Annotated in this window: 21 protein-coding genes and 1 pseudogene; 6 read left to right on the top strand and 16 right to left on the bottom strand. The window is 64.9% G+C overall.

Features of this window, described 5'->3' with window-relative positions; genetic code table 11:
* Nucleotides 1-273 precede the first annotated feature (273 nt).
* Nucleotides 274-1,050 (top strand): polyphosphate kinase 2, encoded by a 777-nt coding sequence (gene ppk2 / locus ACIP1U_RS30900; protein ID WP_400323247.1) that lies wholly within the window; start codon nt 274-276, stop codon nt 1,048-1,050.
* A gap of 21 nt (nt 1,051-1,071) precedes the next feature.
* On the opposite strand, the gene ACIP1U_RS30895 is transcribed toward ppk2, so the two are convergent.
* Together ACIP1U_RS30895 and ACIP1U_RS30890 are read right to left on the bottom strand one after the other, a co-directional pair.
* Nucleotides 1,072-1,473 carry a hypothetical protein gene (locus tag ACIP1U_RS30895; RefSeq protein ID WP_400323195.1) on the bottom strand — a complete coding sequence of 134 codons (402 nt, stop codon included), beginning with the start codon at nt 1,471-1,473 and terminating at the stop codon, nt 1,072-1,074.
* A gap of 72 nt (nt 1,474-1,545) precedes the next feature.
* On the bottom strand, nt 1,546-3,270 hold the full coding sequence (locus ACIP1U_RS30890; RefSeq protein ID WP_400323192.1) for a SulP family inorganic anion transporter: 1,725 nt from the start codon (nt 3,268-3,270) through the stop codon (nt 1,546-1,548).
* A gap of 321 nt (nt 3,271-3,591) precedes the next feature.
* On the opposite strand from ACIP1U_RS30890, the gene ACIP1U_RS30885 reads away from it, so the two are divergent.
* From ACIP1U_RS30885 to ACIP1U_RS30865, 5 genes and pseudogenes are all read left to right on the top strand, one after another.
* Complete coding sequence (locus ACIP1U_RS30885; RefSeq protein ID WP_400323189.1) at nt 3,592-4,959, top strand: MFS transporter; 1,368 nt, start codon at nt 3,592-3,594, stop codon at nt 4,957-4,959.
* Nucleotides 4,960-4,974: 15 nt separating this feature from the next.
* Nucleotides 4,975-5,571: an RBBP9/YdeN family alpha/beta hydrolase gene (locus ACIP1U_RS30880; RefSeq protein ID WP_400323186.1), complete on the top strand. Its 597-nt coding sequence runs from the start codon at nt 4,975-4,977 to the stop codon at nt 5,569-5,571.
* A 92-nt stretch (nt 5,572-5,663) separates the two neighbouring features.
* The gene (locus ACIP1U_RS30875) at nt 5,664-6,827 is read left to right on the top strand and encodes a porin (RefSeq protein ID WP_400323183.1); all 1,164 of its coding nucleotides are present in this window, start codon (nt 5,664-5,666) and stop codon (nt 6,825-6,827) included.
* Between the two features lie 155 nt (nt 6,828-6,982).
* Nucleotides 6,983-7,156 (top strand): annotated as a pseudogene (locus ACIP1U_RS30870) (alpha-hydroxy-acid oxidizing protein); the annotation flags it as partial.
* A 62-nt stretch (nt 7,157-7,218) separates the two neighbouring features.
* Nucleotides 7,219-8,232 carry an NAD(P)-dependent alcohol dehydrogenase gene (locus ACIP1U_RS30865; protein WP_400323180.1) on the top strand — a complete coding sequence of 338 codons (1,014 nt, stop codon included), beginning with the start codon at nt 7,219-7,221 and terminating at the stop codon, nt 8,230-8,232.
* 158 nt (nt 8,233-8,390) lie between these two features.
* On the opposite strand, the gene ACIP1U_RS30860 is transcribed toward ACIP1U_RS30865, so the two are convergent.
* The 14 genes from ACIP1U_RS30860 to ACIP1U_RS30795 all read right to left on the bottom strand — a co-directional run.
* Nucleotides 8,391-8,960: an RBBP9/YdeN family alpha/beta hydrolase gene (locus ACIP1U_RS30860; protein ID WP_400323177.1), complete on the bottom strand. Its 570-nt coding sequence runs from the start codon at nt 8,958-8,960 to the stop codon at nt 8,391-8,393.
* A gap of 86 nt (nt 8,961-9,046) precedes the next feature.
* Nucleotides 9,047-10,039, bottom strand: a complete 993-nt coding sequence (locus ACIP1U_RS30855) for a Bug family tripartite tricarboxylate transporter substrate binding protein (protein WP_400323174.1) — start codon at nt 10,037-10,039, stop codon at nt 9,047-9,049.
* Nucleotides 10,040-10,212: 173 nt separating this feature from the next.
* A complete protein-coding gene (locus ACIP1U_RS30850) occupies nt 10,213-11,280 on the bottom strand; it encodes a 3-keto-5-aminohexanoate cleavage protein (RefSeq protein ID WP_400323172.1) in 1,068 nt (355 codons plus the stop codon).
* A 76-nt stretch (nt 11,281-11,356) separates the two neighbouring features.
* The gene (locus ACIP1U_RS30845; RefSeq protein ID WP_400323169.1) at nt 11,357-12,337 is read right to left on the bottom strand and encodes a quinone oxidoreductase family protein; all 981 of its coding nucleotides are present in this window, start codon (nt 12,335-12,337) and stop codon (nt 11,357-11,359) included.
* Between the two features lie 749 nt (nt 12,338-13,086).
* Nucleotides 13,087-14,028 carry a LysR family transcriptional regulator gene (locus ACIP1U_RS30840; protein WP_400323166.1) on the bottom strand — a complete coding sequence of 314 codons (942 nt, stop codon included), beginning with the start codon at nt 14,026-14,028 and terminating at the stop codon, nt 13,087-13,089.
* A gap of 136 nt (nt 14,029-14,164) precedes the next feature.
* Nucleotides 14,165-15,271 carry an S-(hydroxymethyl)glutathione dehydrogenase/class III alcohol dehydrogenase gene (locus ACIP1U_RS30835; RefSeq protein ID WP_400323163.1) on the bottom strand — a complete coding sequence of 369 codons (1,107 nt, stop codon included), beginning with the start codon at nt 15,269-15,271 and terminating at the stop codon, nt 14,165-14,167.
* A 46-nt stretch (nt 15,272-15,317) separates the two neighbouring features.
* Complete coding sequence (locus ACIP1U_RS30830; protein WP_400323160.1) at nt 15,318-16,685, bottom strand: nucleobase:cation symporter-2 family protein; 1,368 nt, start codon at nt 16,683-16,685, stop codon at nt 15,318-15,320.
* Nucleotides 16,686-16,716: 31 nt separating this feature from the next.
* A complete protein-coding gene (locus ACIP1U_RS30825; RefSeq protein ID WP_400323157.1) occupies nt 16,717-17,361 on the bottom strand; it encodes a glutathione S-transferase family protein in 645 nt (214 codons plus the stop codon).
* A 10-nt stretch (nt 17,362-17,371) separates the two neighbouring features.
* A complete protein-coding gene (locus ACIP1U_RS30820) occupies nt 17,372-19,108 on the bottom strand; it encodes a Rieske 2Fe-2S domain-containing protein (protein ID WP_400323154.1) in 1,737 nt (578 codons plus the stop codon).
* Nucleotides 19,109-19,133: 25 nt separating this feature from the next.
* Entirely contained in the window at nt 19,134-19,982 is an 849-nt protein-coding gene (locus ACIP1U_RS30815) for an aromatic ring-hydroxylating dioxygenase subunit alpha (protein ID WP_400323151.1), read from the bottom strand.
* Nucleotides 19,983-20,299: 317 nt separating this feature from the next.
* The gene (locus ACIP1U_RS30810; RefSeq protein WP_400323244.1) at nt 20,300-21,289 is read right to left on the bottom strand and encodes a tripartite tricarboxylate transporter substrate-binding protein; all 990 of its coding nucleotides are present in this window, start codon (nt 21,287-21,289) and stop codon (nt 20,300-20,302) included.
* Between the two features lie 498 nt (nt 21,290-21,787).
* A complete protein-coding gene (locus ACIP1U_RS30805; protein ID WP_400323149.1) occupies nt 21,788-22,321 on the bottom strand; it encodes a carboxymuconolactone decarboxylase family protein in 534 nt (177 codons plus the stop codon).
* Nucleotides 22,322-22,436: 115 nt separating this feature from the next.
* A complete protein-coding gene (locus ACIP1U_RS30800; protein ID WP_400323146.1) occupies nt 22,437-23,603 on the bottom strand; it encodes a porin in 1,167 nt (388 codons plus the stop codon).
* 352 nt (nt 23,604-23,955) lie between these two features.
* On the bottom strand, nt 23,956-24,181 hold a 226-nt coding region (locus tag ACIP1U_RS30795), incomplete at its 5' end, for an aldehyde dehydrogenase family protein (protein ID WP_400323144.1).

Here is a 24,181-nt window from a genome sequence, read left to right as displayed (position 1 = left end):
ACTTTTGCAGCATCGGGGGCCGGATGCCGGGGTCAAGGCTCGCGCCCGATATTGCTGTCCGATATTGTCTATTGTGAGGAAGGTCGGACAGCACAGCGATACCGGAAGTCTTGCCGTCCCTCGTCTCGAGGCGGCCGAACCGAATGGAGGTGGAGCATGGCCAGGCATAAGGAGAAGCGCCACGACAAGGAGCAGGCCGAGACCGAGCCGCCCCGTCCGCGGGATGACACCGAGGACCGCCAGGACGACGGGCAGGCGCAGCCGCGCGAACGCATGTCCCGCATGTCCGAAAAGGCTTACCAGAAAGAACTCCGCCACCTGCATGGCGAACTGGTCAAGCTGCAGCTATCGGTGCAGGCCAGCGGCACCAAGGTCTGCGTGGTCTTCGAGGGCCGCGACGGCGCCGGCAAGGGCGGCACCATCAAGGCGATCACCGAACGCGTCAGCCCGCGCGTTTTCCGCGTGGTCGCGCTCCCGGCCCCGACCGAACGCGAAAAGAGCCAGATGTACGTGCAGCGATATCTGCCACACCTGCCAGCGGCCGGCGAGATCGTCATCTTCGACCGCAGCTGGTACAACCGTGCCGGGGTCGAGCGCGTGATGGGGTTCTGCAGCGAGACCCAGGCCGAGGAGTTCCTGCGGGCCGTCCCGCTGGTGGAGCGGGCCATTGTTCATTCCGGCATTATCCTCATCAAGTACTGGCTGGAAGTCAGCCCGGAAGAGCAGACCCGCCGCCTGAAGGGACGCATCCACGACAACCGCAAGATCTGGAAGCTCACCGACATGGATTTGCGTTCGTACAGCCGCTGGTACGACTATTCCCGCGCGCGCGACGCCATGTTCGCGGCATCCGACAGCGACTACGCGCCCTGGTATGTCGCCGATTCGAACGACAAGCGGCGGGCGCGCCTGAATATCATCCGGCACATGCTGGACCGGATCCCGTACCAGGAGATCGCGCGCAAGGCGGTCAAGCTGCCGGCCAGGCAGAAAGCACACGGATACCAGGAACCTGACTATCCCCACCGGTACGTTGAGTCGCGCTACTAGGCTGGAAACTCGCGCATTTGCCTAGTCGGCCAGCTTGCGCGACTTCCAGTCGCCGCCCTTCTCCTTGCAGTACCAGCCGGTCCAGCTCTCGGACACGCCGGCACGGCGGAACTCGCTGCGCAGTTGCCGGCACCGGTCGCCCTTGTCCTGCCGGGAACGCAACGGCGTGAACGCGCCTTCGACCTTCCGCTCGCGGGCGTCGGGCGGCAGCGTGAACGGCACGCGCGCACCATCGGCGCCCTGCTCCAGCGTCCGGCGGAAGACGTCGGTCAGCACGTCGAACTGCTTCTGCGTAAGCGTGCCGACAACGGTGCCGGCGAGGTAGTGGTCAAAGTAGGCAATGGCCGTCCCTGCCGGCGCCAGCCCGGCAAGGCATGCGCTGGCACATGCCAGCGCTCGCAAGACCCGCAATCGGCGGTTCATGTCGGCTCCTTCGACGGGTTGCCGTGGCAAGCGTGGCGTGGCCTGCAAGCGCTGGCGCGGCCGCCTGCGGCATCAGTCTTCCTTGCCAAGGTAATCATCGACCGCGCTGCCCACGGTGGGGTGGAAATCGCCGAACGCTTCCAGCAGCTCAAAGCGCTTGAGCTTGTCCCGCACCGGGTCCTTCATTTCGGCGAAATGCAGAGCGATGCCGCGCTCGCGCAACATGCCGCTCAGTTCGCGCAGCATGTCGGCCGACGTGACATCGACACTGGTCACCGGTTCGGCGGCGACCACCACGCGGCGCACGGGTGTCGGCGAGGCGTCGACGGCTTCCATCAGGCGTTCCTGGAACAGCTCGGCATTGGCAAAAAACAGCGGGGCGTCCCAGCGGAACAGGACCAGTCCGTCGATGCGCCTGGCATCCGGGTAGCGCTCGGTATCGTGGTACCCGCGCAGCCCGTCCACTTTCCCCAGCACGGCGTAGTGCGGGCGCCAGCCGTCCCAGAGGAATTCGATCACGGCGATGACCACGGCAAGGAAGATCCCCTGGATGGTGCCGAACACGGCAACGGCCGCGAAGCACACCATGGACAGCCAGAACTCCCACTGCTGGATGCGGAAGATTCGTTTGAGGTCGGCGACCTCGAACAGGCCGATGGCCGCGGCGATCACCACCGCGGCCAGCGCGCTGCTTGGCAGGTACTGCAGCAGGTTAGGGGCGAACATCAGCAGCAAGGCCACGGCCAGCGCGCCGACCACGCCGGTGAGCTGGGTCTTGGCGCCGGCGGCTTCGGCCACTGGCGTGCGTGAGGCGCTGCTGCTGATCGGGAAGCCCTGGAACAGTCCCGCCGCCAGGTTGGCGGCGCCCAGCCCCACCATCTCCTGGTTCGGGTCGACACGGGTTTTAGTGCGCGCGGCATAGGTGCGCGACAGCACGCTGGTGTCCGCGAAGGCGATCAGCGCGACCGCGCACCCGCCCACCACGATCGCCATCAGGTCAGCGCCGTCCAGCCACGGCACGACAAAGGCCGGCAGGCCTTGCGGCGTCGTGCCCAGCACCTTGACGCCTTGCCGGTCCAGATCGAACACGCTGACGACGAGCGTGGCGACGACCACCGCAATCAGGATGCCCGGCACGCGCTCGAACCGCTTCAGGGCCAGGATCAGGGCCAGGCTGCCGGCGCCGACCGCGAAGCTGTACCAATGGGTCTGTCCGGCCAGGATGGCGCTGCCCAGGCTGAGCATTTCCCGCAGCGGTCCGGCATCCTCGACGGGAATCGCAAACAGCTTCGGCAGCTGGCTGACCAGCACGGCGAAGGCGATGCCGTTCATGTAGCCGTAGCGGATCGGCTTGGACAGCAGTTCGGCCACGAAGCCAAGACGCAGCAGCCCCATCACCAGGCAGACCACCCCCGAGACCACCGCCATCATGCTGGCCACCAGTACGGCGCGCGCCGGATCGCCGCCGGCGACCTGCAGCACCACGGCCAGGATCGGCGCCGCCAATGCCGAATCCGGACCCAGCACCAGGATCCGGCTCGGCCCGAACAAGGCGTACGCCAGCAGCGGGACCATGGTGGCGTAAAGCCCGTAGACGCCCGGTACGCCGGAGGCCACGGCATACGCGATGCCCACCGGCATCAGCATGGTGGTCAGCACCAGCCCGGCGGCCAGGTCTCGCGGCAGCCACTCCGGGCGATAGGACTTCAACACCTGCACGCCGGGCAGCCAGCGCAGCCAGCCGGCGATCTTGCCGGCGTCCTGCCCTGCGAAGCGTGTGAGTTTCTGGGGCTCCATGAGCAGCGATCTCGTTTGACACGCATCGACTATAGGCGGTGGCGGCACGGTCTTGCCATGCCACGAGGCCCCGTGCATGCCGATGGCGCCAGGTGAGGCGTTCACTGCGGCAGTCCCTCGCCTGCGCGCTTCCTCCCGGCTTCCTCTCGTTTTCCCCGATTGTCCCGGAATGCAAAGGAGATGTCCCGCAAAGCCAAACCCGCGATCGCCAATCCTAGATACTTTGCGGGTCGCGACCGGCCTGCATCCCCCTGCAAGCGGACCGATTTCCCCTGCTGGCGCAACCGTGGCCACAGCCGGTGCACTACTGGAAGAGCTTTCATGATCGGGCAACCCACTACCCATCGCGCCGTTGCAACGCCCTCGGGCATCTCGGACACCTCGGGCACCTCTCGCAAGGCATCGCAATCCGGCCTCTACGGCTGGATCGTCTTTGCCCTGAGTTTTGGCCTGCTGCTGTCGGACTACATGTCCCGCCAGGTACTGAACGCGGTATTCCCGCTGCTGAAGGCCGAGTGGTCGCTGAGCGATACCGAACTGGGTGCGCTGGGCGGCATCGTGGCGCTGATGGTGGGCTTGCTGACGTTCCCGCTGTCGATCCTGGCCGACCGCTGGGGCCGGGTCAGGAGCCTGGTGCTGATGGCGATGCTATGGAGCCTGGCGACGCTGGGCTGCGCGCTGGCGAACGGCTTCGGGCAGATGTTCATCGCACGCCTTTGCGTGGGCATCGGCGAGGCGGCGTATGGCAGCGTCGGCATAGCGGTGGTGCTGTCGGTGTTCCCGCGCCACCTGCGCGCGAGCCTGAGTTCCGCTTTTATCGCCGGCGGCGCGTTCGGCTCGGTGCTGGGCATGGCGCTGGGCGGCGCGTTGTCGGCCCATTTCGGCTGGCGCTGGGCCTTTGCCGGCATGGCGTTGTTCGGGCTGGTGCTGGTGGCGGTGTTCCGCCTGGCCGTGACCGAACCGCGGCTGCAGGCCCGGCGCAAGGCGCTGGGCGAGGACGCGGAGACCGGAACGCGCGAGCCCGCCATGGCCCTGCGGCCGCTGCTCGCCGCCCTGTTCTCGGCGCGCTCGATCCTCTGCGCCTATGTCGGCAGCGCCCTGCAACTGCTGGTGATGGGCGCCCTGCTGACCTGGATGCCGAGCTACCTCGCGCGCTACTACAGCATGGCCACGGATCGTGCCGGCGTGGCCGCTGCGGGGTTCGTGCTGGCCGGCGGCGTCGGCATGGTGCTGTGCGGGGCGATGACCGACTGGCTGGCTCGCCACGCGCCGCGCCGCAAGTGGGGGATCGCGGTCGCCTACAGCCTGACCTGCTGCGTCCTGCTGCTGGCGGCGTTCCGGCTGCCGGCGGGCAGTGCGCAACTGGCGCTGATCGGTGCGGGCATGCTGTTTGTCGGCGGCACCGCCGGCCCGGCCAGCGCCGCGGTCGCCAACCTGACGCGCCCGGCCATCCACGCCACCGCCTTTGCCACGCTGACGCTGGCCAACAACCTGCTGGGCCTGGCGCCCGGCCCCTTCGTCACCGGCCTGCTGGCCGACCACATCGGCCTGCGCGGCGCGTTGCAGGCGGTGCCGCTGGCGTCGCTGCTGGCCGCCGCCGCCTTCCTTGCCGGCCGCCGCTACTACGCGGCCGACCTGCGCCGCCTGGAGAGCGGGCATGAAGCCACCGCTTCCGCAACTTCTCACTGACTTTCCTGCAGAACCATGAGCCTTTCCCCTGACACCACCGTGCTGCTGGTACCCGGCCTGCGCGACCACGTCGCCGAGCACTGGCAGACCCTGCTCCAGGCACAGTTGCCCAACGCTCGCTCGGTACCGCCGCTCGAGCACGACAAGCTCAGCCGCGATGCCCGCGTCGCGGCGCTGGACGCCGCCCTGGCCGAGATCGAAGGCCCGGTCGTACTCGTCGCGCATAGCGCCGGCGTCATGATCACCGTGCACTGGGTCACCGCGCACTGGACCACGCACTCGGCCGCGCAACACCGCCGCAAGATCCGCGGCGCGCTGCTGGCCACCCCCGCCGACCTGGCATCCCCAATGCCGGCCGGCTACCCGGACACCGCCACGCTCGCGCAACACGGCTGGCTGCCGGTTCCGAGAACCCCGCTGCCCTTCCCGACCATCCTCGCCGCCAGCCGCAACGATCCGCTGGCGAGCTACCAGCGCGCCGCAGAAATGGCCACCGGCTGGGGCAGCAAGCTGGTCGACCTTGGCGAAGTCGGCCACCTCAATCCCGCCGCGGGCTACGGCCCATGGCCGCGCGCGAACGCGTTGATCGACGAGTTGCTGCGCGCCGGCTGATCCGGCGCATTGATCTAGCAGTACCTGGCAATACCAAACCAGACGGAAACATCCGCATCCCAACACCAAAGGAAACAAGGGGAGAACAATCCATGAAGCTCAGGACATTGGCTGCAGCCGCAGCGCTGGCCTGCTCGGGCGGCGCCCTCGCGCAGTCGACCGTCACGCTGTATGGCGTGGTGGACATCAACGTCGAATACGCCAACCATGTCGGCGCGGTGCCCGTGGCGGGCAACCAGTTCAACCGCGGTCCGGCCAACGACGTCTACCGCATGAACTCGGGCGGCATCTCCGGCTCGCGCTGGGGCATGCGCGGCACCGAGGATCTCGGCGGCGGCCTGAAGGGGCTGTTCGTGCTGGAGAGCGGCTTTAACCTCGATATCGGCACGATGCAGCAAAGCAACCGCCTGTTCGGCCGCCAGGCCTTCGTCGGCTTGCAGAAGGCAGGCATCGGCCAGATCAGCCTGGGCCGCCAGTACACCTCGATGTTCGAGGCCCTGGCCAACTTTTCGCCGGCCGCCTATGCCACCCAGTATGAGCCGGTGGTGCTGCAGTCCGGCCCGAACTTCCGCGCCGACAACACCATCAAGTACACCGGCAAGTTCGGCCCGGTCACGGCGCTGGCGCACTGGTCCTTCGGCACCGGCCTGGCCCTGCCGCAGACCGTCGGCATTGCCACGCCGATCGGTGGCAGCGGCGAAGTGCCGGGGCAGTTCCGGCGCGACACCGCCTGGGGCGCCGCGGCGGCGTACCAGGGTGGTCCGTTCGGCGTGACCTTCGGCTACGACCAGTGGAACCCGACCATCGGCACGAGCAACGGCACGGTCAGGAAGGCCGTGGTTGGCGCCAGCTATTCGTACGGCCCGGCAAAGATCATGGGCGGCTACCGCTGGGGCCAGAACAAGAACGCCGCGGACGTGGTGATCCAGCGCGACGATTTCTACTGGATTGGCGCTACCTACCAGGTCACCCCCGCCATCGGCCTGACGCTCGAATACAACTACGACGACGTCAAGAGCCTGTATGGCGATACCCATGTCGCCAATCCGTGGCAGATCGCCTTCGTCGCGAACTACGCGTTCTCCAAGCGTACCGACGTGTACCTGACCACGGCATACGCCAAGAATGCCGGCCTGATGCTGGAATCGCTGGCCACGGTCTATGCCAACAGCCTGTCGCTGGGCAACAGCTACGTGCTGGCCAACGGGCAGAGCAACATGTTCGGCGCGGCAGTGGGCATCCGCCACAAGTTCTGAGTTCTGATAACGCGTCTCGCAGCATCGATCCTGCAACCGATGCTCTTTCGCGGCCGCCCCGGATTCCGGAGCGACCGCCTTTTTATGGTACCTGGCCTGGCCGCAGGCGCCCCCTTGTCACCGGGATGGTGGTATCTGGCGAGGCGGTGATATCTTCACTGGGCGCCCGCATTTTCTTCCTGGGGCGGCCCATTATCTACGCTGCGTCCGTTGGCCGAACCGAGGGTGTTCGCCACGCCATCACGCTCTTGCGCGACGAGGTCGATCGGAACATGGCAATGCTTGGGGCGAACACGCTCGCCGACGTGAACAATTCCGTTATTGTCTAGTCCGATGCACCACGGAATTACCACCGGGGCGGAAGCGCTTCGGTGGGTCAAAGGGAATGTCCATGACTCCAGCAAAATCTATCTACCTCGATCCACCGGCCGGCTTCGAGCGCATCGTCGTCGGCAGCGCCGCCGTCACCCCTCCGGGACCGGGCGAGATCACCGTCCGCATACGTGCCAGTTCGCTCAACTATCATGACTACGCGGTGGTTTCCGGCCGCCGGAGCCTGACGGAACGGCGCATTCCGATGGCCGACGGCGCCGGAGAAGTCACGGCCGTCGGCGCGGACGTAAAAGAATTCGCGGTCGGCGACCACGTCGTCAGCACCTTCTTCCCGACGTGGCATGACGGAGAGCCGCGCCTGTGCGATTTCTCTACTGTCCCCGGGGATGGCGTCGACGGCTTTGCGCGGGAAGCCGTGACGTTGCCGCAAGACTGCTTCACGCTCGCCCCACGCGGCTACAGCCATGCCGAGGCCGCGACCCTGACCACCGCGGGCCTGACGGCCTGGCGGGCCTTGTTTGTCGATGGCCGCCTGAAACCCGGAGAGACCGTGCTGGTGCTTGGCAGCGGCGGCGTATCGGTCTTTGCCCTGCAGTTCGCCAAAGCGGCCGGCGCGCGCGTGATCGTCACCTCATCGTCGGACCAGAAACTCGGCAGGCTTCAGGCGCTTGGCGCCGATTACCTGATCAACTATCGCAAGACTGCGCAGTGGGGCGAGACCGTGCGCGAGATGACGGATGGCGCTGGCGCCGACCATGTGATCGAGGTTGGCGGCGCCGCGACCCTCGACCAATCGATGACGGCAGCACGTGTCGGCGGACATATCGCCGTGATCGGATCATTGGGGAACGCGACCGGGCCGGTCACCGTCACGCAACTGCTGCGCAAGCATCTGCGCTTGACTGGCCTGCTCGTCGGGAGCCGCCGCCACCAGCTTGACATGGTGCGGGCCATCGATGCCACCGGCATCCGCCCGGTCATTGACCGGCACTTCCCGCTCGAAGACATGGCCGAGGCCTTTCGCTACCAGGCCGAGAATCATCACGTCGGCAAGATCGTGCTCGACGTCTGAGCGTCGCTCCGCTTAACAGCGCCCTTCGGTCTGCGTCACTGAAGGCGCGCATGTTCGCCAGCGCAGCGGCTGGCTCCACGGAGCCCCGTTTGGTGGTGCTATTGCCAACACGACAGCGTCGCTCGTTACTGGTTACCCGCGACGGGCGGCGCTCGCGCTCAGAGTTCCTGAACGAGTTTCTCTGCCAGTGGCCACGTTCCATAGCCATCCGCCGGCCCAAGATGCCCGACTTCACCGGCGTCGACAAACCAGCTGCCCCAGGCCTGCGCCAACTCGCGGATTCGCTCGAACTTCCCGAGCGGATCATTGCGGCTCGCGACCACGATGCTCGGGAATTTCAGATGCCGCCGTGGAATCGGGATCCAGCCCTCATCTGCCAGCGTCTGCGGGTCCTTGTATCCGGTCGGCAACGGGCTTTCATAGTCGGTCGGCGCGGCAAGCAAGACGCCCTGCACAGTGCACTCCGTCGCCTCTGCCCAGTGAACGGTAATCAGGCAGCCCACACTATGACCAACGAGGATGACAGGCCCCGGGATGCTGCTGACGACACGCTCCAGGTTCGCCACCCTGGCACGGCGCAGCCTCTTGTCCTGGTCAATCTGGGGCACGATGCGCACGGCTCGTCCTTGCTGCTGCAAGCGCTCCGCCAGCAGCGACTGCCAGTGCTCCGGCATGTGATCGCGAAAGCCGGGAACAATCACAACCGTTGGCTGATTTCCAGATGTCATGAAATTGGAATTCCTCGTTTGGTTTGAGGGATTGCGCTTCGTCCTGTTCTAAAGCTTGAATTTGCTGCAGGTCTAAGGGGGGGGCGCTAGTCGATCTGGATCCCTGCATCGGCAGCGATCTTCGACCAGAGCTGCAGATCGTGGCTGACCATGTCGCGGAACTGCTCCGGGGCCTTCGCCGGTGGCGGTCCGAAGTTCATGGTTTTCATCGTGGCTGCGAGATCAGGAGACTTCTGGACCTTGTTGATTTCATCAGCCAGCCTCTTCAAGATCGCCGGGTTGGTTCCCGCCGGTGCGAAGACGCCGAACCAGCCCACCGCATCGAACTTGTAGCCCTGTTCACCCATGGTTTTGACATCGGGCAGCTGCGGTGCGCGCGCGTTGCCTGCAATGGCAATCGCGCGGACCTTGCCGGAACGCAGGAAGGGAATGGGCGCGCCCGGATCTGTCCAGCCGATTTTCACGACACCTGAAGCGAGGTCGGTCAACAACTGATTCGAAGTCCGATACGGGACGTGATCAGTCTTCATGCCAGTCCGCTTCTTGAGCCATTCCATCGTCAGCTGCCCTGATGATCCCGTGGCCCAGGTGGCGTAGCCATACTTGTCCGGATTCGCCTTCACGAACTGGATAAGCTCCGGCAGGTTGTGAACCGGCAGATCGTTGCTCACCAGCAGCAGCACGCCACCCTCAGCCGTCTCGGCGATTGGCACAAGGCTCTTCTTCGGATCGTAGGGGATGGTCTTCAGTACGGCCGGGGCAACGACCATGTTCGATGCCGTGGTGTAAAGCAGCGTGTACCCGTCGGACGGTGCCTTGACAACGACGTTTGTCCCAACGACTCCACTGCCGCCTGGCCGGTTTTCAACGATGACTGGTTGCTTCAGGGATACCGACAGGCGTTGCGCCATCAAACGTGCCAGGGCATCGGTTCCCGAGCCTGCCGATGACGCTACGACCATCTGTATGGGGCGCGCGGGCCAGGCATCCTCCGCCCACACCGATGCGGAAGCGCACAACGCCGCGAGCGCCGCCGTGCCCAGCGTGGCCGCAAGCAGCTTTTGCATTCGAAATGTCATTGTCACCCTCCATATATTTTTTCTGTTAGCGATCGCTCCGCCTGCGCTCGTTCCAGTTGCATCGCCCTGGCAACGCGGCAACGCCAGCGACAAAGGCCACGCAGCCCGATGCGGTGCGAACAACGCTGACGCGAAGCACAGCGCAAGAAGGCCGCGTGAACCGTAGCCTGACCTCAGGCCGGCTGATTTTCCTGCTTGCGCAGGAAGCCCTGGTGGGCACCGTTCCGATTCGGCGCGAAGCCATTGGCCTGAAGCGTCTCTTCCACGGTGTCGTAGAAAACGCCAAGCTTCAGGATGTCTCGCGTCTGCTGCGCCGTCGCAATGGGACGACCGAATTCGCGGGCGATACGCACCAGTTGCTTGATCTGATCGACCGAGCTCATCTTGGCCGTGCGGCTCTGGTTCCAGAGCACATCCTCGATGCCGCACCGTACATGCAGGCCCAGGGCCATACCGATCATATTGATGGGCAGCACATTGAGCACCGAGCTTTCCACCGTCACGACGGCGCCATCGGGCACCGCACGCAGCATGTTGGCCAGGTTGTAGATGTTCGCCTGGTCCATGCCGCCGCTGATCGCCACCCAGTTCATCACCAGCGGGCCCTTGTAGACGCCGCGGCGGATCATCCGCTCGATCGTTTCAAAGCTGTTGATGTTGTAGACCTGGAACTCGCTCTGGATGCCCGCGGCCGTCAGTCGTCGGATGTGCTCCTCGGCCCAGCTGGGATTCGAGGGCACGATCATGTCCTTGTACGTGTCGTAGAGATGCGGGAAGCCACGCGACACGCCCTTGAAGTCGTCGATGCCGGCGTGCTCCGTCACGTTCATCTGCGTCGTATTGACCGTCACCGTCACCTGGTCAGGCTTGGGATCGAGTTCGGCGAGCATGTGCCGCGTGTCATCGCTCAGCCATTTGGCGGCCTGTCCCTCTTCGGGCGCGAAGCTGATCGAGCCGCCCACCTGGATCACCATGTCGGGCACGGCGGCGCGCACCCCCGCGATCAGCTCGTTGAACATGGACAAGCGCTTGCTGCCCCTGCCATCGGCTTCCCGCACATGCAAGTGCAGAACCCTGGCACCAGCCTCATAGCAATCCACCGCCTTCTGAATCTGCTCTGCCATGGTGACAGGGATGTCTTCCGGGAAGTCCGAGGGAATCCAGCCCGGCGCATAGGGCGCGGCCGTAATGATCAGCGGCTGCTGGTTCTCGGGATAAAGGTGGCCGTCAAGGAAGTTCATGGTGGGTGGTCTCCTGGATGAATCTTGAATATTGAGAGTGTCGAACTGGGTGAGACAGTTTCCCCGAAGGGTCCTGTCAAATGACAAAAATGGACGAGCCCGTGGTCTTTCGCGCCTCGAGGTCCCGGTGCGCCTGTACCGCATCCTCCAGCGCATAGCGCTGATTAATCTCGATGCGGATGCGGCCCGCCGCCACATGGCCGAACAGTTCATCGACCAGCTCCGCCTTTTCGGCAGGATCGGCGATATAGTCGGCAAGGCCCGGGCGCGTCAGGTATGCCGAGCCTTTGCGGGCCAGAATGGCCGGATCGAACCCGGTGACCGGGCCGGAGGCGAACCCCACGCACACCAGCAGGCCGCGACGCTTGAGGGAGTCCAGCGAGGCCATGAAGGTGTCCTTGCCAACGCTGTCGAAGACCACGGACACACCCACCCCGTCCGTCAGTTCCCGCACGCGCCTGGCCACGTCCTCATGGCTGTAGTTGATCGTGTGATCACAGCCATGGGCGCGCGCCACTTCGGCCTTGGCATCGGTGGATACCGTGCCGATCACGGTCAGGCCCAGCAGCTTGGCCCATTGCGAAATGATCAGGCCAACACCACCCGCCGCGGCATGCAGCAGAATGGTGTCGCCTGCCTTGAACGGATAGATCCGGCGCGTCAGGTAGGCAGCTGACAAGCCCCGCATGGTCATGGCCGCGGCGACCTCGCAACTGATTCCCTCCGGCAGCTTGATCAGCGGCGCGGCGGAGATTAGCCGCTCGGTACTGTACGCGCCCAGCGTGTTGGTGAAGCCCGTATAGGTCACACGGTCGCCGACCGCCAGATGGGTGACGCCGGCCCCTACGGCCTCGATCACGCCGGCCGCTTCGTTGCCGATGCCGCTGGGCAGCGGAACCTGATAAGTACCGCTGCGGAAGTAGGTGTCAGCAAAATTCAGTCCGACCGCCACGTGACGGACGCGGACCTCTCCCGGCCCCGGTTCGCCAACGGTTGCGTTCTCAAAACGAAGGACCTCTGGCCCCCCCGATTCGTAAATCCTGACTACCTTCGCCATGTCGTCTCCTTTCTTCTATCGAATATGAAAGTGCACCTGCGGCTTGCCGATCGGGCTTGCCGGAGGGACAACCTGTGTGCCGATCATCAGGCCAGCCCCTGCTATCCGCTTTCCCGTATGCGTCTTGCACTGTCCATTTTCTGACAGGGATCTGCGGGGGGCCTCTCGCGTTGGCGTCGGCAACGGGCACGGGCGTAGTCGCGAACTGGTGCCACATGCAGCGAATGCACTTCGGGAAGGGAGAATTCGCGCCAGGGCGAAAAGCGAGGGATGAGGTGAGTCCGGTGGCTCACGGAAGCCGACCACTTGTCTGGCAGCTGCTGCCCTCGGCCGACGAGGTGTTGCCGAACTCGCCCGTTACCGGCACGCGCATGTGCTGCCGCCGCGGCCCGGCGAAGCAGGTGCCATGCTGCTACCGGCGCTCGGCCGGAAAAGGCCTTGTCGCGCGGCGCGCAACATTTGGTCATCAAGGAAGTTTCGGCGTGCCGGCCAGGCACCTGCATGCGCGTGGGCCGGAATGGGCAGCGCAGGCCTAGGTGCGGGCCAGCGCGTCGGCACCCGGGCTTTTGTATTCGGCGTGATCGGGCGCGTCTATTCCGGCGCCTGTGTGTCGGGAATCATGCACGCGCCATCCAATCCATGGAAAAGGGCCAGATGGAAGCGGTCCGCGCGATCGACATGTCTTACGGTCAGGCCATGCTTACGAGCGCCACCGCCCATCGCCAAGCATAACTAAATCGTAAAGCGGGTCAGCCCGCCCTCGACGCCGCCGCGAGGGCCTGGTCCCGCCGGATGTCTTCGGCAACCGCTGCAATCTCGCCGCGCAGCCACCGGTGTGCCGGATCGGCATGCCGGCGGCCATGCCATACCAGCGAAACGGTGAAGCCGCCGACTTCGACGGGCGGCTCGAGCACTTGCAAGGGAACGGCGCTGGCAAGGCGCCGGGCAGTCAGTTCCGCGATCAGGCCGATCAGGTCAGACTGCGACACCAGCAGCGGCGCCAGCATGAAATGCGGCATGGTCAGCGAGGCCTGTGCCCGGATCCCAAGCGCCCCGTAAAGTCCGTTGACGGCCTCCTTCACCGCGCCGTAGGTGCTGCTGGCGCGCAGGTGCTTGCCCTGGCAGAACTGTTCGAGCGACAGGCTGCCGTCGATGTCCGGATGTCCGACGCGCACCATGGCCTTCAGCCGGTCCGAGAAAAGCTCGCGCACGTAGAAGTTCGGTGGCGCGCTTTCCTCGTTCCACAGCACCAGGTCGATCGCGCCGTCCTTCAGTGCGGCGAGATCGTCCTGCGGCTTGAGCGGCCGGATGTCCAGGTCGATCCCCGGCGCGGCCGCGGTCAGGCGCTGGATCAGCAGCGGCAGCAGGATAAAGCCGATGTAGTCGCTGGTTGCGATCCGGAATGTGCCGGTGAAGCTTGCGGCATCGAAGCCCTCCGCCGGCCGCACCAGCGTCTCGAGCGCGTCGAGCGCGCGCTGCAAGGGCTCGGCCAGTTCGAGCGCACGCGCGGTCGGCACCAGGCCGCGGCCCATCGACACGAATAATGGATCATGAAACAGGTCCCGCAGCCTGGCCAGCGTATGACTGACGGCCGACTGGGTCATGTTCAGCTGCACGGCCGCCTTGGTGACGTTGCACTCCTTGACCAGCGAGGCAAAGACTTGCAGGGACTTCAGATCGACGTTATGCAAACGTTCTCCGGCATCCCGCCCGCAGGCCATGGCAGCATGGCGGCGCGGATGCGCTTCAATGTGGTGGAGACGAAATTGTAGCCGCTGGTCGGGCAGCGCCCCCGCTGGCGCTGCCCGCGGCATGTTCAGCGCGGCGCTAATAGAGGACGACGGAGCGGATGGATTCGCCCCGCTTCATCAGGTCGAAGCCCCGGTTGATCTCGTCCAGGGTAAGCCGGTGCGTGATCATGTCGTCAATGCGGATCTTGTTTTCCATATACCAGTCGACAATCTTCGGGACATCGGTGCGGCCCCGCGCGCCGCCGAATGCCGACCCTTTCCACACCCGGCCAGTGACGAGCTGGAACGGCCGGGTGCGGATCTCCTCGCCCGCCGCCGCGACGCCGATCAGGATGCACTGCCCCCACCCCTTGTGGCAGCATTCGAGCGCCTGGCGCATGACCTGCGTATTGCCGATGCATTCGAAGGCGTAATCGGCGCCGCCGTCGGTGAGCTGGCTGATGTGGTCGACGACATTGTCGACCTCTTTCGGATTGATGAAATCGGTCATCCCATACTGCCGCGCGATGGCTTCCCGCGCAGGATTGATGTCGACGCCGATGATCTTGCCGGCGCCGACCAGCCGCGCGCCCTGGATGACGTTGAGGCCGATGCCGCCCAGGCCGAACACCACGACATTTGCCCCGGCCTCGACCCTGGCGGTGAATATCACGGCACCAAGGCCGGTGGTGACCCCGCAGCCGATATAGCAGACCGTGTCGAACGGCGCGTCTTCGCGGATTTTCGCCAGCGCGATCTCGGGAACCACGGTGTAGTTCGAGAACGTTGACGTGCCCATGTAGTGATAGATGGAACGGCCGCCGGCACTGAAGCGGCTGGTTTCGTCCGGCATCAGCCCGCGCCCCTGGGTCGCGCGGATCGCCTGGCACAGGTTGGTCTTCCTCGACAGGCAGAACTTGCAGCCGCGGCATTCCGGCGTGTAGAGCGGAATCACATGGTCGCCGCGTTTCAGGCTCTTGACGCCTGGCCCGACGTCGACGACAACGCCGGCGCCCTCATGTCCGAGGATGGCGGGGAAGATGCCCTCCGGGTCGGCACCGGAGAGCGTGTAGTAGTCGGTGTGGCAGATGCCGGTGGCTTTCAGTTCGACCAGCACTTCGCCCTCGCGCGGCCCGGCGAGGTCAACGGTTTCAATAGTCAGGGGAGCGCCTGCCTGCCACGCAACAGCAGCTTTGGTTTTCATTGCAGTCCTTGCACGCAAGTGGGTAAGGGGATGGGCGGATCCGGTATCAGCGCGAGCCTTCCGGCAAGGAAGCCGCCAGCTGCTCCTGCCGGGATCCGCCCAGTACGTTGAAGAAGAGGTTCAGCAAGACCGCGGCGAGCGCGGCCAGCAGGATGCTGCTATGCAGAAGCGGTGCCAGCTGCTCGGGGAATTTGGCGAAGAATTCGGGCTTCACCACCGGCAGCATGCCGATGCTCACGCTGATGGCGATGATGTAGGCATTGAACGGGTTGTTGTCATAGTCGACGGCCGCCAGCATCCGCACGCCGCAGGCGGTGATCATGCCGAACATGATCAGCCCCGCGCCACCCAGCACGTATGCGGGCACCAGCGCCACCAGCGCCGACATCTTCGGGAACAGCCCCAGCGCCATCAGGATCACGCCGCCCATGGCGCAGACCCAGCGGCTGCGCACGCCGGTGATGCTGACCAGCCCCACGTTCTCGGCGTATGAGGTGTAGGGAAAGATATTGAAGACCGCGCCGAGCAGCGTGCCCAGTCCGTCGGCCCGGAAACCTTTGACCATCGCGGCTTCGTCGACAGGCTTGCCGACGATCTCGCCGACCGCGACAAACATGCCGGTCGCCTCGATGAACGTCACCAGCATGACGATGGACATGGCAATGATGGCCCAGAAGTCGAACTTCGGCATGCCGAAATGGAATGGCAGCACCAGCCCGAACCATGCCGCTTCGCCAACCGGCGAAAAGTCGATGGAGCCGTTGACGGTGGCCACGCCCATGCCGAACACGATGCCCAGCAAGACCGCGATATTGCGTATGAAGCCGTTCAAATACTTGGTCAGTGCCAGGATGAAGGCGAGCACCAGGAAGGACATGCCAATCAGTTTCGGGCTGCCGAACTCCGGATGGCCGGTTCCGCCGGCTGCCCATTCCGCACTGACCACCATCAGGCATAGGCCGACCACGAGGATCTCCGTGCCGATCACCACCGGCGGGAAGAAGCGCAGCCCTTTCGCCACCAGCGGCGCGATGGCAATGCCGAGCAGGCCCGAGCAGATCATCGAGCCGTATATGCCGAGCAGGCCCAGCTCGGGGTTGGCGCCGATGGCGATCATCGGGCCGACGCCGGTAAACGACACCCCCATCATGATCGGCAGCCGCACGCCGAACCAGCGGGTGCCGACGGCCTGGACCAGCGTGATCAGCCCGGAAACGAACAGGTCCACGCTGATCAGGTAGGCGACCTGCTCCTTTGGCAGCTTCAAGGCCATGCCGATGATCAGCGGCACCGCGACCGCTCCGGCATACATGACCATCACATGCTGCATGCCGAGCACGGTCAGGCGGCCGGCCGGGAGGACTTCATCGACCGCGGCACGCGAGTCGGCGGGGATATAGCGCTTGGTTTTCATGGTGTCTCCTCCGGAATATGGTTTTTTGTCTCTATGGCGCCGGCGCGGACGCGGCGAAGATGCCCGACATCACGATGAAGCCGGGCACGCGCCTGACCCGGTCGGTCCACCGGCGCAGCGCGGGAAAGTCGATCAGCGGGATCCCGCCCTCGTCGGACAGCGCAACATACGGAAAGCAGGCGATGTCGGCCACGGTCGGGCGATCGCCGCTGCAGATCCAGCCGGCGTGCTCGCGCTCGGAGAACCAGAGCTGCTCGTCCAGCACGCGGAACAGCGCGTGCGCGCCGGCGCGCGCCTTGTCGGCATCGAGCGCATAGCGCAGTACGTCGTGCAGCCGCGCCGCCGATGCCGTGCCGGTGATCGCATCCGCAAACGCAAGCCACATATTGACCTCGGCCAGCCGCTTCGGATCGTTGGTGGGATACCAGGTGCGCGTCGCGTCGTAACGCGACGCGAGATAGCCGAGGATCGCCTGCGCGTCGCGCAGGACGAAACCGTCGTCGTCCAGCACCGGCAACTGGCCGAGGGGGTTCAATGCCAGGAAGGCATCGCCCTTGTGCTCCTGGCCGGGAAAGAACTCGACGTTCTGCTTCCGGTATTCCAGGCCCAGGATATTCATGAAGAGGCGCAACTTGTAGCAGTTGCCGGACAGCTCATAGTCGTAAAGGGTAATCATCGGCAACTCCCTACAGATCGAGGACCAGAAGTCCGGAACGGCTGCGCGAAACGCAAGGCAGCAGGCAGCGGTTGCTCTGCTTTTCGGCGGCGCTGAGGTAAACGTCGCGGTGCTCCGGTTCGCCGTCGACCACATCGGTCAGGCAGGTGCCGCAGACGCCCTGCTCGCATGAGGTATCCAGCGCAATGCCTTGCGCCTTCAGTGCCTCGGCCAGGGTGACGCCGGCCGGCACGAGGAACTCCGTGCCGCGCTTGCCGAGGCGGACGCGGAATGGCTGGTCGGCGTGGTGCGAGACGTCGTTGGCGAACAGTTCGGCATGGACGCGTGCGTCGGCGATACCCCGGATAGCCGCCCTTTCCCGCACCAGATCGATCAGCGGGCGGGGGCCGCAGACGTAGATGTGGCGATCCTCCGAGGTGGCCTCGAGCGCCCGCTCAACCGCATCGCGCGTGGCTTGCGCGGTCAGATCCATATGGCGCTGCAGGTGGTCGAGCCCGGCCAGGCGCTCGCCGAAGGCGACGTGTTTCTCGGCCCGCGTGAAATAGTGCAGCGCATAGGGCAGTCGCGCGGCCTGCAGGGACGCGGCCATTGCCAGGATCGGCGTGATGCCTATCCCTCCGGCAATGAGCAGGCCGCCCGCGGCCGGGGCCAGCCGGAAGTTGTTCTTCGGTGCGGACACGGTCAGCCGGTCGCCGACCTGCAGCGCCTCATGCATCGAACGCGACCCGCCCCGTGACTGGGGTTCGAGCTTGACCCCGATCACCAGGCTGTCGCGCTCGCCAGGCGCGTTGACCAGGGAGTATTGCCGCACCGGCCCGGCGGGCGTATGCACGTCGATATGCGCACCGGGCTCGAAGGCGAGCGGAAAATCGGCCGACGGTGCCAGCCTGAAGGCCACGATGTCCTGCGCGGTCATCCAGCGCGCCGCGACGGTGACCGCGTGTGTGTTGGAGCGCGCTGCGGCCGGCCTTGGCACGACGGGAATGATGCGTGGCTGCGCAACGGACGCGGCGGCGCCTGTGCTGCTGGTTCGCGCCGCGTTGTGTTCGACATCGCGGCGCAGCGCCGTCAGCATCCGGTTATGCCAGCGCAAGGCGGCTTCCGGTACCATGCCGCAGCCGCTGGCCGTGCTGTGCACGACAGTCTTGCCGGTGTCAGCGGGCTGCAGCCAGAAACGGACTTGCCGCTCGTGCTCCCCGGCGCGCCACGACAGGTCGACCTGGGCGACATCGTTGTCACGGCGGACCAGCGTGGCAGAGCCAGGCACGGCACTGTCATCGTAGCCTGCGTAGCGTGCCAGTGCGCCGGCAACCGCATCGATGCCCGCATGGAAGACCAGGCTGCGCAGCGCCAGCGGCAGCGCTTTTCCGGCCGCTGCGAACGGGGCCGCTGCATCGGCTGCCAGGTTGACCCAGACGTAGCCGCCGGCCTCGGCCGCGGCGAAGGTCCTGGCGCACAGGCTTGCCGGCGGCGTGGCGCCGCTCGCCGCGGGAATATGCGTGCAGCGGCCATCCCCGCTGCGGTATTGCCAGCCGTGATACTGGCAGCGCAGCTTTTCTCCGGTATTGGCGCCCAGTGAGAAACGCACGCTGCGGTGCGGACACCGGTTCTCCCAGGCGTTCACCGTGCCGTCGTCGGCGCGCCACAACGCCAGTTCGATGCCATGCAGCTGTCCCTGGAAGACATGGCGCATGGGCAGGTCGTCGGCGCGCGCCACCGGGTACCAGCGGTGCTCGCCCGTATTCATTGCGTTTTCCATATGCGTGGCGTGGTCAGTGAGCTTGATAGGTGCCGTACGAGATACCCTTCTGCTGCAGCCAGCGGCGATAGGCGGCTGACATCGCGTCGGCGCGCGTCGGGACTTCGAGCCGGGTGCCGAGCGGCAGCGTGCGCGGCAGATGGTTGGACAAGATCATCAGGTCCTGACCGAAGATCGTCTGCTGGAACTGTCGGAGGTCCTGGTCGCTGGAGGTCTCATCCAGGTAAGCCAGCACGGTGTGCGCGATGCACCAGTCTTCCTCGACGGGCTGCACGAACAGGCAGATCACGTCGCGCCGGGTCGGCTGCGGCGGCGAGGTCTTGTAGAGGATGGCGACAAACGGGCTGGCAACGCGATAGATGTAGTCCGTATCGATGCCGGCGGTCGAAGCCGATGCCGCTCTTGGCTGATAGAACCGGCATTCGCGTGCATAGATCTCGTCGGCGTCGCGGTCGAACTCGACGGAGTACGGCGCCACATCGGTGTGCGGCTCTTCGCCCAGGTAGCCGGTATGGACGTAGGGAAAGTGCGCCATGTCGAGGAAATTCTCGATCGCGCGCAGACCCGAGACATGGACGCGCATGGAGCCGGCCCCGAGGATGCGCCGGTCAGCCTCGCTGAACTCAGGCACGGCAAAGAACGCTTCGGCCGGCTCGCCGAGCGACACCCAATGCGTGTGATAGCAGGTCTGCACGCGGCATGCGCCGCCGCCTTCACGGCGGGCGGAAAACCTGCCTTCATCGTCGCGGCCATATTCGATGTCCTGTCCCAGGAGCCGGGTGTGGTAATGACCCCCCTCCTTCAGGTCTTCGACGACCGCTACCGGGTACCACGCATCCCGGATTGTCGCTTCGATCTCCATGCGCATTGCTCCTCCTGTTCCGACGCGGATTTCATGTTTGAGGTCTGGGAAGGAACGATACGTTTGGCGTTGATATCGATCAAATGACGGGGTTCATAGCAGGTATGAAGGATCGTCATTGGAAATCCGGCCAGGAAACGCCTAGGCGGCGTGCGCGCCGCGGGAGTGGCGAAGACGCCTCGGCGCGGGGGCGGCAAGCGCTCCCGCCTTGCGCCTTCTCGTTGGAGCCTCGTTGCCAAGGATGCTGAGGCTCGCAGAAGTCGACCTAGATGTCGGTCGCCATCCAGCGGACAGATTCGATGCAGCGAGGCTTGCGCCTAATCTACCGACAGTCCTTTGCTGCGGATGACCTTGCCCCACTTCTCCGACTCCTGGCGCAGGCGCGTGGCAAGCGCGGCGGGCTCACCGCCATCGGACACCTCGAAATTGATTCGCTCCAGCTGCGCGCGCACCTCGGGTGCCCGCAGCACCTGCCGTGCCGCCTGGTTCAGTTGCTGGACGATCGTCGCCGGCGTGCCGGACGGCGCCATCAACATGTTGAACGGCTCGACAGCGGTGGACGGGAATCCCTCCTCTGCCGTGGTTGGCACGTCAGGCATTGCGGCTACCCGCTTGTCGGCCAGCACTGCCAGCGGACGAACCTTACCGCTCTTGAGATAAGGGGACACCGGTTGCAGCACGTCGAAATAGATCGGATAGATGCCGCCAAGGAAATCGCTCATTGCCTGCACCGTTCCCTTGTAGTTGATGTGCACCAGTTGCACGTTGGCCTGATCGAACAGCAGCAGGCTGCCGAGGTGCAGCAGCGTTGCCGGGGCGGGCGAAGAATAGTTGTAGTGCCCTGGCCGGGCCTTCAATAACGCCATCAGTTCCTTCAGGTTCCGCGCAGGCAGCCGGCTGTCGACCCACAGGAAAACGGGCGACGTGCCCAGCATGGCCACCGGCGTGAGGTCCTTGATGGGGTCATAGCTTAGCTTCTTGTACAGATGCGCGCTGGTGGCCAGGTAGGCCGCCCCGACCACCAGCGTATAGCCGTCAGGTGCGGCGTGAGCCACCGCCGCCGCGCCAACGTTGCCGCCAGCGCCGGGCTTGTTTTCGACGATCACGGCCTGCCCGAGGGATTCCGACAATTTTTTGCCGAACACGCGCCACGCCGTATCAGTGCTGCCGCCAGGGGGAAACGGGACTACCAGAGTGATCGGTTTGGCAGGCCAGGCCGGACGCTGCGCCGCGGCATCCGCGGCAGCGCCCAGCAACATCGCAAACAGCATGGTGCCACGGGCGGCGTGGCACAGGAATCGAATCATCTTCACGTTCTTTGTCTCCTCGGATACCTTTGCCGCTGGGCAAGGCTGTTTAGGGAAATGATTAATGACGCCGGCGGGCAGCGATGCAGATCACTCGGAGCACAAATGCTGATCAGTTGAGCGCCTGTCGTGCCCGAGCAGGCGGGGATCCAGTGAGCCGTCAGGAAAGCAGGCTCTTGCCTGCGCGGAATGTCGGTGGCGCTTAATCAGTTATCTGAACGGAACGGCATTGCCGATGCAGCGCTGCAGTGCCGTTGTTTCGCGGCTTCCAGGTTTCCTCCTGGTATGCCCAGCCAGCGCTGCGTTGCCAAGGCTGCGGTGCGCACGCCATGGCGGTCGACCCTTCGCGCACCATCCGGGAAATCTGCTCAGGGACCGATACGTCGGCTTGCACGACGAAGCGCCGCCCGCCTTCGCGGGCAATCCAGTCGCCCCTCGCGCCGGATGCTGCCCAGTGCAGGCCTGAAGAGCTGCGGTTCAGGGTTGGGTTGCAGGGCATCAGGCACGGGGCATCTCCACATGTTCAAGCGGCGGGTTCTCAAGATCGACTTCCAGGTTCTCCAGCAGGCGCGACACCAGCATGTAGTAGCCGATGGTGACCAGCAGTTCCATGGTCTGCTGATCTCCAAGGGCCTGCGCCACGCTCGCGTACAGCGCCTCGGGCGCCTTGACATCCCGCACCACGGCGTCGGTGAATGCGATCACCAGCGCCTCATGCGGCTCGAGCGCTTCCGTCGAGCCTGGCCTGAGCGCGGTCTCGATCTTTGCCTGCGGCAAGCCCGCCGCGCGCGCCACCTGGCGATGCTGATGGATTTCATAGCTGGCATTGCACAGTGCGCCCACTCTGAGGATGGCCAGCTCACGCAGTGTTGGCGGGAGCGCCAGTTTCGTGAGAACGGCGCTTCCAAGCGTCAGGAGGCCGATAGCGGCCTCAGGCGCATTGGGGAGAATCCGGTACAGGTTGAGCGGCGCACGGCTGCGCACCAACTCGCCGAGCCGGCCGGTGATGTCGTTGACGTCAAAATATGGCATGCGAGCCATGGAGTCTCCTCTGGCCGCGTGGGCGCGGCGCATGGGCTGGTGGATAAAGCGGATGACTTCGGGGGCATCAGGGCAGGAGGGCTATCAAGCGCGGCGCGAGTCGGGGCTAAAAGGTATGCCGCAAGCCCACGGTCACACCCAGCATGTCGTTCTGGCCTGATGTCGGAAAGTAGCCGGAGCTAAAGCCGGTCAACGATGTATCGAAGTTCAATCCCGCATTCCTTGCGTACGCCGTTGTCAGGTAGACGACCGTGCGCTTGGACAGCGCGTAGGCTGAGCGAAACGAAATCTGCCAGGGATTGACTGGATTCGCACTGGCAGCCGTCGCAGCCAGACGGGCCGACTTGATATCCCAATAGTAGAAGGCCAAGGTCAGGCCGAGCGCGGGATTAACTTGGTATATTCCTCCGGCCCACCAAAAATCGTCGCGCGCAAGGGTGTTACCGTTGTGGTATGTCGCCCGCCCCCACCGATACCCGCCCATCACGTTCACGGCCCCGGTGTTGTAGCTGACCGCCATACTTGCCTTTCTGGATTTTCCTTCCTGTCCGACGGTAGTGCTTGGATTCCACTCGTCGTAAGCGAGGCTCAGACCAAGGCCGCCACGTTCATAGTTCAGACCACCGCCCCACGCGGCATTACTGCCCGCGTGGCCAGGCACCTCGCCGGCGCCCCCATTGAATAACGGTACAGGCCCGACCGACGCCGCGCCGACACCAAATGAATAGTGGGCCATGGCGGAAAGGGGTCCAAAATTCCCCCGGTAGTTGACGCTATTGTCTGCACGAGCCGTACCGCCGAGCAAGGCGCCGGCAGGCTCGTACAGCGGCGCAAAGCGCAGTGGCACAAAATTGGCCAGCGCCACAAACATCGAGGAATATTGCCTGCCGAATGTCAGCTGCCCAATATTCTCCTTCGCAATGCCAGCGAAGGCCTGGCGGCCAAACAGGCGGCCTAGCTGGGAGCTGCCGCTATCCAGGGCGAAACCATTCTCCAACACAAATAACGCAGTGGCACCACCACCAAGCTCTTCCTTGCCGCGAATGCCCCACCGGTTTCCGGCCAGTCCGCCACTGGACGGCATGGAAAGACGGCTGCCACCGGATGGCTGGAAAGTCAGCTTGCCATCGGCAAGCGTGGGCGCGCCCTGGGCAATGCGGTTGACGAACTCGATAGGCGCGTCAACCACACCATAAAGCGTCACGCCCGATTGTGCTTTCGCTGCACCATGAGCGACACACAGGAGAATTGCTGCCGAGACCACCATCCTCATTTCTTGTCGTCTCCTCGTTGGATTTCTGTGACACATGAACGCTGAGCAGTCCCGTTTTGATGCCTGATACATGTCGCAGGCACACGGAAGCCGCCGCCTGGCTGAATACCCAAGGAGGCAAATTCCTTAGACCGCCGACAGACACCGAAGGGGAGCGCAGCGCTCCTGGTCGAAAAGCTGAGTTCGCGCGCGGATCCGCGGCCGGGCCTGCCTGACCGGCCACGAATCCTCATGACCATTGCAACGCCGCAGTGATCGGGGTAGAGACTATTGAATCTCGCCCGCCACGATTGCCATGGATTTCGTGGAATCGATCGGCGGCCCGGAGCGCGACGGCCGGCGACCGTACCGGTCAGATGGCGATAGTCTTCCGCTCGAGATACTCGGACAGGCCTTGGATGCCTCTCTCGCGTCCGTTACCAGAACGCTTGTAGCCACCGACCGGTGCGCCGGGGTCGACAACTGCCCCGTTGACGTGGACAATCCCCGCGCGCAGCCGGCTGGCAACACGCCGTGCGTGCGCAGCGTCGCCGGACCAGACATAGGCCGCGAGCCCGTACTCCGTGTCGTTGGCAATG

Origin of the sequence: Cupriavidus sp. NPDC089707 (assembly GCF_044748965.1) — a bacterium.
Classification (GTDB): domain Bacteria; phylum Pseudomonadota; class Gammaproteobacteria; order Burkholderiales; family Burkholderiaceae; genus Cupriavidus.
The sequence above is the reverse complement of the archived record's forward strand: the minus strand, read 5'-3'. Positions and strand labels throughout refer to the sequence as shown.